The following is a 12,440-nucleotide window of genomic DNA, read 5'->3' as shown; positions in this document are numbered from 1 at the left end:
TCGTCGCACCGACCCCGTTGCCGAGGCTGCAGTCAGCCCGATGCTCGAGAAGAACTGACGGCGTCGACACCATGCAACTGTTGGTGCCGGTGGCTGCTGAGACACCGTCGCTGACGTGGGTACTCGAAAATGACCTCGGGTTCGCTGTCGGGGTACCTACCGACGTCGATCTCTGGAGGATCAGAATGCGAGGAGGATCCCGGCGGCGTTGAAGCCGACATGGAGCGCGATCGGTGCTCCAATCCGCCCAGTGACGAGCATCGCAGCGCCGACCGCCAGTGCGAACAGGGCGAGGCCGGGATACTCGACGGGACGGAGGTGGATGGCGGTGAACAGTCCTGCCACGACCAGCCAACTGGCGATGCGGGTGAACCGGGTGGCGAGCCAGCGTTGAAGGAAGCCCCGATACACGAGTTCTTCGACGATCGGGGCTCCGATCACAACCATCAAGATGAGGACGATCGTCGAGAATCCGCCGGCTCGATCGACGAGGTCGCGAGCGTTGTCCTGAATCCGTGCGTCGGAGAACGTGTCGGGCCAGAGCGATCGCAGGGGCGCATACAGCAACGGCACCGTAACCAGTTGGATGAACACACCGACCGGGATGAACAGAGCATCGCCGACCTTGGCGGAGACTTGAAAGTCGACCAGGAAACTGCCCGTGCCGACCCGGCGCGAGAAGACCACCAACATCACGACCAGAACACTCCACGAAACGAGCGTCGCCACACCGAGCAGTGGAATCGGGATGTCGGTTCCGTCACTCCCGGACCCGGCTGCGCTGATCACGAGCAGCGACGCGAACTGTGCGGTCACCCACCCGATTGCCCAGTAGCCGACGGCCAACTGCGCTCCATCCGACCTCTCGGCGCTCACCGGCGCAGCGCCCGCTCGATTGCCCCGACACTGCCGCTGGGCGACTTTGGGCCCTCCCCACCTCGGCCAGATACGAGCACCGTTGTCACCCAGCGGAGGTCAGCACGGCGACGACCGTGACGAGCGCAGCGATACACAGTCGGTAGTAGCCGAAGACGGCGAGAGGGTGCTTCTCCAGATAGCCGACCATCCACCTGACTGCTGCCCAGGCGGTGGCGGCAGCGGTGGTGACCCCGGCAAGGGTGCCGACGAGTCCGAACTGTTGGAGGATCACCTCGCCGTCCACGAACAGTTGGTATGCGGTGGCCGCGCCGAGGGTGATGAGACCGAGCAGAAAGCTGAATTCCACGGCTGCAGACAGAGTCAAGCCGACAGCAAGTGCAGCAAGAATCGTGACGAGACTCCGACTCGTGCCTGGCCACAGTGCCAACGTCTGAGCGAGCCCGATGATCAGTCCATCGCGCGTGGTCAGGGACTCGAAGGGCCGGTGGCCCGATGGCGTCGTGAGGCGCGGCCAGAGCAGGGCGAATGCGCCGACGACCCATGCGGCAACGATCGGCCACGTCGAGAACAAGCGGTCCTTGATGAGATCGCCGAACACCAGCCCGATGACCGCGGCGGGCGTGAATGCAGCAACCAGCGCAAACGCAGCGGAGTTGCCCGCACGACGACGTTGCAGAAGTGCTGTGGACAGCGACACGAGACGGTTGCGGTACAGGCCGGCAACGGCTGCGATCGCTCCGATCTGGATGACAATTGCGTAGGCGTCCGCCGCTCGTTGTCCGTCGTTGGACGACGTGAGGCCGAGGGCGTCTTGCACGACGGCGAGGTGAGCGGTCGAGCTGACCGGCAGGTACTCGGTGGCGCCCTCGACGATGCCGAGCAGGATTGCCTCACCGAGCGACAACCTGCCGTCGCCAGCACTGGTCACGGCGGCCACGACCACCATCGCCACGATGACGACGGCAAGAGAAGAGAGCAACCTGATGCGGCGAGTGTGGTTGTCGGCTGCGCCGAGTTCGGTGTCGGCGATCATTGAGCGGTGCGCCGAGTCGGCTTCGTGACGTCACCCGATTGCGGGCCGCTTGTACGGCTAGCCGCAGGCACGTCGCGCGTACGGGTAGGGGTTCACAGCCTGGCCGCCGCCGGGGTGCACTTGGAGATGTAAGTGGTTCGCGGATGTGTTGCCGGTCTTGCCGACGTAGCCAATGACGTCGCCCTTCGCAACTGGTCGGCTCGATCCCTCCCAGCTACTGAGGTGCGCGTAGTAGTAGCGAGTGCCGCTCGCCCCGTAGAGGCGCACCGTGTTTCCGCCGAGGTTGTTCGTCTTGAACTCGACTCGTCCCGCCTCCATGGCAACGAGCGGTGTGCCGCCCGGCGACATCATGTCGACGCCTTCGTGGCTGCGGCCCCCGGATCGTGACGCACCCCATGTGTCGGCGAAGGAACGGGGACCGGCAATCGGGCACGCCAGATCGCTGCCAGCGTTGTCGGGCGCAGGTGTCGGTGGAACCGGTGCAGTTGGGCTGGGCTCGGGTGCTGGCGCAGGAGTCGGTGATGGTGCAGTTGGTGTCGTCGGTATGGGTGTCGGTGGCGTGGGTGGAGTCGGATCCGTGGTCGCAGGTCGTGACTGGTCCGGCAGCGGTGAGTCGGTTTCTGGAGGCGGTGCAGGTGTTGCAGCAGGCGTCGCAACGGTTGCCGGCACCGCCGCGGCCTGAACGGCTGCAGCCGCCTCGTCGGTAGCTTCACGCTCGAGCCGTTCGCGTTCTTCACGCTGGCGTTGTTGCTCGTCGAGTTCGTGCTGTACTGCTTCGTCCTGGAGACGTCGCGCCTCGATCTGACCCAACAACTCGACCTCGGCCTCGGCTGTTTCCTGGAGGACGGCATACGTCCGGGTCGCTTCTTCGGCGTCGTCGCGTCGAGACGCCAACGAGTCGCGTTGCTCGTCGACCTCGGTCATCACGGCGTCGAAATCGTCGAGATCGACGTTGGCCGTCTCGCTGGCGACCGAGCCGTAGACGCCGGCGCTGAGCGAGTCGTTCGCATCGTCCAGATCGATCAGCAACGGAAAGCTGGTCGGGCCGGCGCCGACGAACTGGCGCACCGCCTGATATTCGAGACCTTCACGCATCTCTTCGGCTTCGCCCTCGATCTGCGCAAGTTCGACCTCCGCGGTGGAAATGGAGACCTCAAGTTGGTCGATCTCGGATTCCTTGTCGAAGAGCGCTTGGGCCGCTGTGTCGGCGCGGTCTCGTGCCGCCTGGATCTCAGCGGCCGCATCTTGGGCTGCTGAGCCGCCGTGGTCAGCGTCGGCCACCGAGGGGCGTGCGACAGCCAGCGTGAGAGTCAGCGACACCGTTACGGCCGTGCGTAACCAACCAGTGCCCGATCCACTCCGCCCGCTGCTTCTCATGAGTGCCGGAAATATAACGGTTGTGTTGCGATCAGATGTCAGTTCGTGGGTGACATGTTTGCGGCGTACCGACGGAACCTGAGGCCCTCCTGAGGCCACACAGACGGAACGGTGGATGTCCGGGGCTCACGAGATACGTTGCGGCGCTGGCGCAGTGCGCTTCGGTCGGGGACGGTCGATCCGCGGCTCGCTGGTCGCCCACCGGGCGAAGATCGCGATGATGAAGCTCCACAGAATGATCCCGCCGCCGATCTTCATCACCGCCCCGGCGATCTGAAGGTCGACAACCGGCGAGATTCCCCACAGTCGTGGTGCTTCGGCGTAGGACGGATAGAACGCGGTCTCGGTCCACGTCAAGAACGACGCGGGAACCGTCGGCGCGATCGTGGCGCCGATGAGCGAGACGATCTTCACCGGCCGTTGCAACGGCTTGACGAACGGCTCGGTGCCCAGGATCGGGAGCCAGAACACACCCCCGGCAACGACCCACAAAGCATGCAGCAAGAAGTGCACCAGCGAGTTCGACGCGTACAGCGAGACGACACTGGGAAGGTGCGTGCCAACCAGCACCACCTGGAACAAGATCAGCGCGACCGGGGCGCGATTCAGGATGCGGATCAGCCCACGGACAGGGTGGGTCAATTCGACCAGAAGCCAGGAGGGGAGACCTACCACCAGCAACGGCGCCGAGATCAGGGTGATCAACAAGAACTGCACCATGTGCGCGCTGAACAGATAGTCGTCGCCGATCCTGTCGAGTGGCCAATCCACGGCCAGCCAGAGCACCACGAGGCCGAGCGCGAATCGTCCGCGCTGGGCGACACTCGGCATCGGGGGAGGGTTCGGAAGTCGCGGGCGCAGCTTCACTAACGACCACCAGTAGGCCAACGCGAGACTCGCCACGAGAATCCACACGTCCGGGCGAGCCTCCCACGCCCACGGCGACGCAGTTTCGGCGTCCACGGCTACTGCGACGATCATGCGAGCGTCGACCAGTAGTCCCAGAACCGCACCGTGATCAGACCGATGATCGTGAGGTACCAGCCAGTCAAGACGACACCGTGGAGCGCGGCCACCCGCCGGTACCAACCTGATGCCGACGAATCGTTCGCGGCTGCGAGGGGCTCGAGAAAGCGAAGCAACGTGTACCAGAACACGGCGATCGTGATGACCCAGACGACCATGCAGTACGGACACAGCGCGCCGATTCGATACAGGCTTTGGAACGCCAACCAGTGCACGAAGACGACGCCTGCCGCACTGCCTGCGAGGAGGGCGAGCCAGAACCACCGTGCGAACTGCGCTCGGGCGATGACCCCGGCCCCAGCAGTGGCGACCACGGTGAAGCCAGCGATCCCGATGATCGGGTTGGGGAAACCGAACGCTTCGGCTTGAGAGGTGGTCATGATCGACCCGCAGCTCAGTATCGGGTTGATGCTGCAACTCGGCACATACGACGGATCCTCCAGGATCCGGACCTTTTCGATGAGCAGAACGGCGGCCATTGCGACCCCGAGCGACCCCGACATCAGCAGCATCCAACCGAATGCCACGCCTCGAAGCGGTGCAGCCACGCCTTCGTAGCCCGGGTCGCGATCAGGCTCGGCGTCGACGTCCACATCTTCAGCAGACGACGACGGATGAGCAGTGGTGTCAGGCGGCGAGAGCAGCATCGATCTGGGCGGTCAGTTCCTCGAACGAGGACGGCTGAAGCTGTTCTCCGTCGAGGAAGAAGCTGGGGGTCGCCTCCACACCCAGTTCCATTCCATCGGCCTTGTCCCGGCGGATCAACTCGATTGTTTCGTCGGCGTCGTAGACGGCCTCGAACTCGTCCATGTCGAGACCGAGGTCTTCGGCGAAACCGAAGAACACGTCGCGCTGTGACGAGGACTTCTCACCCCACTCGGGTTGCGTCTCGAACAACAGGTTGTACATCGCCTCGAACTCGCCCTGGGCAGCGGCGGCCTCAGCGGCTTGGGCTGCGCCTTCAGAGTTCTCGTGGAGCGGGAAGTTCCGGACGACGAACGTGACCCGATCGCCGTACATCTCTCGAAGTGCTTCGATCGCCGGGTGAGCAGCGCGGCACGCCTCACACTCGAAGTCGAGGAACTCGACGAACGTCGTGTCGCTGTCGCCTTGCGAAAGAACCTGGCTGTCAGCTCGCACCAGGCGGTCATCGCGGTCGGCCGCCGGCGCAGCTGCGGGCCCGTCGCCCCCTGCCAGCAGAGCGACCACGACAGCGACGACCGCCACGGCGACCAGCCCGACCGACAATTTCAGATTGCGGGTCACGGTCGACTCGACCCGGCGTCGCGACCCGCCGAAACACCATTCCACAGCGGACGTTGTCTGCCTCGCGGTCGAAGGGTCGTGCCAGACATCTCGAAGTCCATGCAACACCAGTGGCTTGGGAGCCACGATTGGTTCCATCGCGGTCGCTGGGGGGTGAGGACATCATTGGCGGTTTGTTGGCGAGGATGGCGAAACGCAGGACCGCCGTCCGGGTCAGCCAAGGCCAAGACGCTCGTAGGCGGCCTGGTACTCGGCGATCTCGATCTTCTGATTACGAGACACGTTGGCCGCGAAATCCATGATCTCCTGGCGAGCGCCGTTCAGCTTTGCGTGATCGCCCATGTGGATGGCACCCAGATGGTGGTCGGCCATGATCAGGAAGAACAGGCGGTCGGCGTCCTCGCCGGTCGCTGCGTCGAGTTCATCCAAACGCTGCTGGGACTGCATGCCGGGCATCTCGGCGACGGGAACCGGTTCGTCCATCCACTCCATGGCGGTACGGTCGGATTCACCCACGGCGTATCCCTCCTCGGCGAGCCAGCCCTCCATCCAACCGATCTCGCGTTGCTGATACAGCAGCACCTCTCGTGCGTAGGGTGCAACGCCGCTGTCAGGTCGTTCGTCGAGGTAGATGTTCGCGATCAGCAGCGCCTGTTCATGGTGATCGAGCATGTCGCGCACGAACCCGACATCGACTTCGTTCATCGGCGGCTGCTCCGCATCGTCTGCCCCCAAAGCCCACAAACCGGCTGCGCCGAACGCGGCAGCAGCAACAGCGATGGCGAGCGCAATCAGCACGATCCGGTAAAAGCGCTCAACAGTTGCGTCAGACGCGCCTCCAACGGAGTCGTTTTCGGTGGCGCTTGATTTGGAATCGTCGGAGGAGGAGATGAACGGCTCCTCGGTGCGATCGGTGAGCGTCATCGGACAGCAGCCTCTTCGAGAAGGATCGGTCCGCGCGTGCATGCGACGACGGTACGCTTCTGTTTGTCTGAGGCGGTGACGTCGTTCACGAACACGGATGGTACGGCGCTGCTGACGACCTGTCTGCTCGGCGAACACATAGATTCGGCAATGTGAACGCCACCAGCAGCGGGTCGATCAGTCGTCGGTTCTTCCTCGCCGGAACCGGAGGAGTGCTGCTCGCAGCCTGCGGTTCGACCGACAATGGGTCTGCCCCGCTGGACACGTCCGGGGCCGACGTATCGGAAAGCGACGACTCCTCGACCAGCGACGGCGATGACTTCGCGATCATCCGTTATTTCACCGATCCGAGCATCACCGCAGGTTCTGATCGGCGGCTTGCGCTCGGCGTCGCCGACATCGACGGCACGCTTCGAGCCGAAGGCCCCGACGAGCTGCGTGCCGGCCTCTTGAACGAGCAGGGAGAACTGATTGTCGAAGTCATCGGCCGACGGCGGATCGAGTCGGTGGCGCTGCCGTACTACGAATTCCGACTCGACGTCGCCGACCCGGCCATCTACACGCTGCAGGTCGACCTGGACGGCGCTCGCGCCGACGCATCATTCACCGTCGTCGAAGTTGGTGGGTTGCCGTTCGCTGGCCCGGGCGATCGACTCGAACCCTTCGACACTCCAACAGCGTCCGATGGTCGCGGAGTAGACCCGATCTGCACACGAGAGCCCCCCTGCCCATTCCACGAGGTGACGGTGACCGATGCGCTCGCCATCGGGAAGCCGGTCGTCTATCTGATCGGCACTCCTGCGTTCTGCCAGACCGCGACATGCGGCCCGATCCTCGAACTGTTGATCGAAGTCGCCGGCGACTTCGACGACGTGACGTTTGTGCACAGCGAGGTCTACACCGACAACACCGCCACCACGCCCGCCCCCGCCGTCGACGCGTCCGGTCTGACCTTCGAACCCTCTATCTTCCTCGTCGGCGCCGACGGCATCGTGGTCGAACGATTCGACGTCGTCGTCGACGTCAGCGAACTACGCGACCGCATCGCCACGATCGCTTGACGAACAGCTCTCCACCCGACTTGGCCTGAAGGACCGACATGCGCATTCGCCAAGCCGCCATCGTGCTCCTCGCCGCAGCAAGCACCCTGCTCGTCTCGTCACCCGCCTTCGCCCACATCGATCCCGACCCAACCGAAGCACAAGCTGGAAGCCGACTCTCCATTGGATTCACCGTCGAACACGGCTGCGACGGGTCACCAACGACGTCGCTGGACATGCGACTGCCCGACGGAGTCACCGACGCCACGCCCGAAGCACCACAGGGATGGGAAGGCTCCGTAGAAGACAACGTCGTCACCTTCGCCGGCGGCCCACTTCCCGACGATCAGGAACTCACCTTCAACATCGCGCTGACCCTGCCCTCGACACCTGACGCCACCGTGTACTTCCCGTTCGTCCAACGCTGCGAGGCTGGTGAGATCCGTTGGATCGACGTCCCCAGCGACGGCTCCGACGACGAACTGGACGAACCCGCACCCGCCATGGCCCTGATCGGCCCGATCGCCACGCCGGCAGCGCCCGCAGCCACCACAACGATCGTGCCCGAAACCACCACGACGGTGGAGCCCGAAACGACCGCCGATGCTTTGACATCGACGACAGCGCCATCTGCGACGCCCCCGACGGCCCCCGCCACCACCGATACCCCGGATGACACCATGGTCGAAACGTCCACGACGGGCGTCGATTCGCTCGCTGATGCTGACGACGACAGCGACGGCGGAAATGGGCTGCTCCTCGCAATCGCCGTGGGCGTAGCGATCGTCGTCGCAGGCACCGCAGTCGTGCTCTCCATTCGCCGCCAATCGTCATGATGTCCTCCTGGGGTCGTTTAGTCACCGCGGTCGTCATCGTCGTCGCAGGGCTGAGTTGGTCGGGACCGGTCAGTGCCCACGCCGATCTGGTGGAGACGATCCCTGGCAATCAGGCCGTGCTCGACGAGGCGCCATCCGAGATCGTGCTCACGTTCAGCGAGGCGATCGACCCGGTCGAGCCGGCGCTGCGCGTCGTTGACGCTGACGGCAACGACGTCGATCTCGGCACCGCCGACCAATCACGTGGAGACACCACACTCGGAGTCGAGATCGACGAAACACTGAGCAACGGCACCTACGTCGTTGCCTGGCAGGCTCTGTCGGCGGACTCCCACAACATTCGCGGCGCCTTCACGTTCTCGGTCGGAGAAGAAACCGCAACGAGATCCGGGCTCGTCGACGACCTGTTCGCAACAAGCAATGACTCACCCGACGGTGCCGTCCCACTCGCGATCGGGCGCTTCGCGAGCTACGCAGGCATCGCCGTCGTCCTCGGCGGACTGTTCGCAGCAACGGCACTCGCCCGACCCCAGCTCTCGACACGCCGGATCGGCCGACTCCTCATGGCCGGCGTGGCGACCGGTGCCGCCGGAACCGCAGCCATGATCTCGGCTCAGGCCAGCCTGATCGGCTCGTCGGTGCTCGACTGGCCCACCGTCGCAGCGACGCAGTCGGGTCAGTGGTGGGTGCTGCGTTTCGCTGCGATCGTCGCCTTCGTTCCGATCGTCTTGTCGCGACACCGACTTCGCTCCAAGGTCGGCGCCGCTGCGGCCACTTTCGCTGGTCTCGGGCTGCTTGGGATCGTCGCCGCAGGCGGCCACGGTGTCACCGGGCGCTGGGTTGCGCTCGGCTTCGCCGCAACCGTCACCCACCTTGCAGCCATGACCATCTGGGTCGGCGGTCTGACCCTCCTGATCATCGGGCTTCCACGAACCCGCTTCTGGGAGACGGCAAACCGGTTCTCGCCGTGGGCGCTCGGATCGGTCGCCGTGCTCGCACTCAGCGGCAGCCTCAACGGGTGGCGCCAGGTCGGCGGTCTCGGCGGGATCACCGACTCGAGCTACGGCCGCTGGCTGGTCGTCAAGGTCACACTCGTTGCCGTCGTGGTCGCGACCGCAGCGATCACACGACGACTCCTCGCTCGAAACAATGTCGCTCCCTCGGCGGAAGTGTTCGCGCTCAGCGCCGCTCCAGGACCGACCGAAGGGAGCACGTCGACAGGAACACGAAGAAGCGTCCTGATCGAAGTCGTCGGCATCGTTTTCGTGATCGCAGCAACTTCTGGGCTCGTCAACGCCCCGCCTCCGAACCGGTCCGAACCGCAGAACCAAACTGCGTCGGTGGTGCAGGGCGACCGCATCGCACAGGTTGAACTCGAACCCGCCGTCACCGGCGGCACCGTCATGCACGTCACCATCACCTCGCCACGAGGCGGACTCGACCGTGCCGACGAGATCACCGTGACCGCCGACCTCGAAAGCGAGCAGATCGGGCCGATCGAGATCGAAACCTACCCGACCAGCCCGAACCATGTCATCGCCGACGATGCCGACTTCCCCGTTGCCGGACTCTGGACCATCGAGATCACCGCCCGATACGGCGAGTTCGACCAAGTCGTCTTCAACGTCGACGTACCAGTCGAGAACTGACGGCTCCAGTGCCCGCTCCCGCAGTCAAGAGCCATCGGTGGCAGCCCACTCAATTGCGTGCTGACCGGCCACTCACGGCACGACTGATGCGACTCGTCACCGTCATCGTCTTCGCCGTGACCGCCGCTGGCTGCGGAGACAGTTCTTCCGATGTCGCCTCCGACGAAGCGGCACCGATCGTGGACCGTCTGACGAACGCACCCATTCCACAACGATGGGATTTCACCTACCAGCCCGACAGCGCCTCGCCGTACGCGGACTGCCTCAGCGGACTGGACGCCGTCGAGGGTTCGATGGACGCCACCAACGGAGTGTTGCGTCTCGCTCCTCGACGCAACGCACCGCCGCTGATCATCACCGACACAGCGCTGCTCGTCGGCCAGAGCAGTCAGATCGACTCTTGGCTCGACATACCTCTCGACGCAAGCCTCGACGAAGACCGCCTCGTCGAGGAGTTCGGCGACATTCTCAGCAGCTACATCCTGACCGGCATCGACGAACCCGACCTCCGCTCCACCGTCCTCGCGGCGATCGACATTGCGGCAACAGTCGACGCAACATCCACACCGTTCGGACTTGATGGTGAGGCCATCGAGATCACGATCGAACCCGACCTGTACCTCGACGAACTCGCAGCCGGCGGCGTCACAGTCACCGACGACGAACGTAACCAGATTCCCACGATCACCGCAGTGATCGACTCGTTCGGCCGCGTGACGGGCCTCATCGTCGACCCGGGTGCGACCGGAGACGACGGAACCGACGCCGAGCACCGAGACCGCTACGTCGTCACCGCCACCCACGACGACCTCGAACCAGTCGAGGTCCCGGACGCGACAAAGCGAACGGCGAGCAGACTCGCCGACATCGACTATCCCGGCCCCGACGAGTCCTGCACGTTCGGATCCTGATCGGACGCATCGCGCCGGCAGCGGACCCGATTCGTCCGATCGGAGTCTTTCCGGTTCAGACTCGATCGCATCGGTGGTCGACGAAGCCGACGGTCCGGATCTGGTGCTGATGATCGCCTACCAGGCGACACCCACGGTGACGTAGATGTCGGCGCTGTTGCAGGTGGGCCGCCAGCCCGTGTGCAGCATGTCGACCAACCGAGCCATCGTCGAAGAGCGGCGGGTCTGGCACCTCATCGAGAACCTGGCTCGCGCCGATCTGCACTCTCGGCGCCGGCCACATAGGGACATCGCGCAAATTGCGGTGGCAGCGACGCGACGCGTGCGAGGGTGCCGACGAGCGGCAATTCGGGGCCAGATCCCCACACGGTGGCTGCCATCACGTCGCCGACAGGATGCGCACAACACTCGGGGCAGGCGGCAACGCCGGCGCCGGGAATGGTTGCGTTCCTGCTTGGCGCTCTGACCGGTGCAACCGAACATTGACTCGACGCTGGCAGCGAGTCGTGTAGCGCTTAGAACTCTAGGACGTTGCTGCGGGTGTCAATAGTGATGCTGAAACGGAGGAACGGGTCTGCTGCACGGTTCGGTGACATCTGATCTGGCTTGCCCTCGGGGTGGGCCTGGAAGGATGTTGCTATGCCGAAGCCATACCCGAAGGAGTTCCGCGACGATGTCGTGAGAGTCGCCCAGAACCGCGAGGAGGGGGTGACGTTGGAGCAGATCGCGAAGGATTTCGGGATCCACGCGATGACGTTGTCGAACTGGCTCTCCCAGACCGCAGTCGACGCCGGCACCAAGCCCGGCAGATCGACCGCTGAGAACGCTGAGCTGCGCGAGGCGAACAAGCGGATCCGGCTGTTGGAGCAGGAGAACGAAGTGCTGCGGCGAGCAGCTGCGTATCTGTCTCAGGCGAACCTGCCGGGAAAAGGATCTACCCGCTCGTGAGCGAGCTCGCTGCTGATGGGATCCCCGTCACGGTGACGTGTCGGGTGTTGAAGCTCTGCCGCCAGGACTACTACCGCTGGCGCCATCAGCCGGTCTCGGACGAGTTGCTCGACGAGGCGTATCTCACCAACGCGATCTTCGACGCGCACGCCGACGACCCGGAGTTCGGCTACCGGTTCCTCGCCGATGAGGTCCGCACTGCCGGTCACGTCGTGTGCGATCGCACGGTGTGGCGGATCTGTCGGGACAACGGCTGGTGGACGAGCGCTTGACCTCCTCGGTTGCGGCACGACCCGGACCCGTCACGCGCAGGTCGAGACAGAACCCTGCTGTCACAGATCCAAATACCTACCTGACGTCGATACTCGCAGCGCATAACGACATCGCCACAAGCGGCCGTCGGCCGATCAGATCGGCACTTATGTGGGTAATCGGTGTCAAGGGCAATCTGAGATTTCTGGCGGTTGAGGTCATGGTTGCTCGGTGCGGGCGCGTTCGAGGAGCATGTTGAAGAGGTCGACGCGGTGGTGCTGGTCGCGTTCGGCGGCGTG

Annotated in this window: 13 protein-coding genes; 6 read left to right on the top strand and 7 right to left on the bottom strand. The window is 64.5% G+C overall.

Annotated elements, in window-relative coordinates:
* Positions 1 to 180 precede the first annotated feature (180 nt).
* From ABJK40_RS13190 to ABJK40_RS13160, 7 genes are all read right to left on the bottom strand, one after another.
* A complete protein-coding gene (locus ABJK40_RS13190; protein ID WP_348478520.1) occupies positions 181 to 876 on the bottom strand; it encodes a CPBP family intramembrane glutamic endopeptidase in 696 nt (231 codons plus the stop codon).
* Positions 877 to 961: 85 nt separating this feature from the next.
* The gene (locus ABJK40_RS13185; protein WP_348478519.1) at positions 962 to 1,912 is read right to left on the bottom strand and encodes an undecaprenyl-diphosphate phosphatase; all 951 of its coding nucleotides are present in this window, start codon (positions 1,910 to 1,912) and stop codon (positions 962 to 964) included.
* A 57-nt stretch (positions 1,913 to 1,969) separates the two neighbouring features.
* On the bottom strand, positions 1,970 to 3,232 hold the full coding sequence (locus ABJK40_RS13180; protein ID WP_348478518.1) for a peptidoglycan DD-metalloendopeptidase family protein: 1,263 nt from the start codon (positions 3,230 to 3,232) through the stop codon (positions 1,970 to 1,972).
* A 183-nt stretch (positions 3,233 to 3,415) separates the two neighbouring features.
* Positions 3,416 to 4,270 carry a cytochrome c oxidase assembly protein gene (locus ABJK40_RS13175; RefSeq protein WP_348478578.1) on the bottom strand — a complete coding sequence of 285 codons (855 nt, stop codon included), beginning with the start codon at positions 4,268 to 4,270 and terminating at the stop codon, positions 3,416 to 3,418.
* The gene (locus ABJK40_RS13170) at positions 4,267 to 4,908 is read right to left on the bottom strand and encodes a vitamin K epoxide reductase family protein (protein ID WP_348478517.1); all 642 of its coding nucleotides are present in this window, start codon (positions 4,906 to 4,908) and stop codon (positions 4,267 to 4,269) included. Before ABJK40_RS13170 ends, ABJK40_RS13175 begins: the two co-directional genes overlap by 4 nt.
* Before the next feature lie 34 nt (positions 4,909 to 4,942).
* Positions 4,943 to 5,581: a thioredoxin domain-containing protein gene (locus ABJK40_RS13165; protein ID WP_348478516.1), complete on the bottom strand. Its 639-nt coding sequence runs from the start codon at positions 5,579 to 5,581 to the stop codon at positions 4,943 to 4,945.
* A 213-nt stretch (positions 5,582 to 5,794) separates the two neighbouring features.
* Positions 5,795 to 6,505 (bottom strand): DUF305 domain-containing protein, encoded by a 711-nt coding sequence (locus tag ABJK40_RS13160; RefSeq protein WP_348478515.1) that lies wholly within the window; start codon positions 6,503 to 6,505, stop codon positions 5,795 to 5,797.
* 152 nt (positions 6,506 to 6,657) lie between these two features.
* Between ABJK40_RS13160 and ABJK40_RS13155 the strand changes: the two genes are divergently transcribed.
* The 6 genes from ABJK40_RS13155 to ABJK40_RS13130 all read left to right on the top strand — a co-directional run bounded on the left by ABJK40_RS13155 (position 6,658) and on the right by ABJK40_RS13130 (position 12,161).
* On the top strand, positions 6,658 to 7,566 hold the full coding sequence (locus ABJK40_RS13155; protein WP_348478514.1) for a hypothetical protein: 909 nt from the start codon (positions 6,658 to 6,660) through the stop codon (positions 7,564 to 7,566).
* 38 nt (positions 7,567 to 7,604) lie between these two features.
* On the top strand, positions 7,605 to 8,381 hold the full coding sequence (locus ABJK40_RS13150; protein WP_348478513.1) for a DUF1775 domain-containing protein: 777 nt from the start codon (positions 7,605 to 7,607) through the stop codon (positions 8,379 to 8,381).
* Positions 8,382 to 8,470: 89 nt separating this feature from the next.
* Complete coding sequence (locus ABJK40_RS13145) at positions 8,471 to 10,030, top strand: copper resistance protein CopC (protein WP_348510308.1); 1,560 nt, start codon at positions 8,471 to 8,473, stop codon at positions 10,028 to 10,030.
* Between the two features lie 86 nt (positions 10,031 to 10,116).
* Complete coding sequence (locus tag ABJK40_RS13140) at positions 10,117 to 10,941, top strand: hypothetical protein (protein WP_348478510.1); 825 nt, start codon at positions 10,117 to 10,119, stop codon at positions 10,939 to 10,941.
* A gap of 639 nt (positions 10,942 to 11,580) precedes the next feature.
* A complete protein-coding gene (locus tag ABJK40_RS13135) occupies positions 11,581 to 11,889 on the top strand; it encodes a transposase (protein WP_348478508.1) in 309 nt (102 codons plus the stop codon).
* On the top strand, positions 11,886 to 12,161 hold the full coding sequence (locus ABJK40_RS13130; protein WP_348478507.1) for an IS3 family transposase: 276 nt from the start codon (positions 11,886 to 11,888) through the stop codon (positions 12,159 to 12,161). Before ABJK40_RS13135 ends, ABJK40_RS13130 begins: the two co-directional genes overlap by 4 nt.
* Positions 12,162 to 12,440 lie beyond the last annotated feature (279 nt).

Origin of the sequence: Ilumatobacter sp. (assembly GCF_039969435.1) — a bacterium.
In the GTDB taxonomy this organism is placed as follows: domain Bacteria; phylum Actinomycetota; class Acidimicrobiia; order Acidimicrobiales; family Ilumatobacteraceae; genus Ilumatobacter_A.
This window is presented reverse-complemented; position numbering and strand designations above follow the sequence as displayed.

Coding starts and splice junctions, on each gene's coding strand:
- ABJK40_RS13135 (WP_348478508.1), top strand. CDS start 11,581: ATGCCGAAGCCATACCCGAAGGAGTTCCGCGACGATGTCGTGAGAGTC.
- ABJK40_RS13160 (WP_348478515.1), bottom strand. CDS start 6,505: ATGACGCTCACCGATCGCACCGAGGAGCCGTTCATCTCCTCCTCCGAC.
- ABJK40_RS13140 (WP_348478510.1), top strand. CDS start 10,117: ATGCGACTCGTCACCGTCATCGTCTTCGCCGTGACCGCCGCTGGCTGC.
- ABJK40_RS13185 (WP_348478519.1), bottom strand. CDS start 1,912: ATGATCGCCGACACCGAACTCGGCGCAGCCGACAACCACACTCGCCGC.
- ABJK40_RS13150 (WP_348478513.1), top strand. CDS start 7,605: ATGCGCATTCGCCAAGCCGCCATCGTGCTCCTCGCCGCAGCAAGCACC.
- ABJK40_RS13175 (WP_348478578.1), bottom strand. CDS start 4,270: ATGATCGTCGCAGTAGCCGTGGACGCCGAAACTGCGTCGCCGTGGGCG.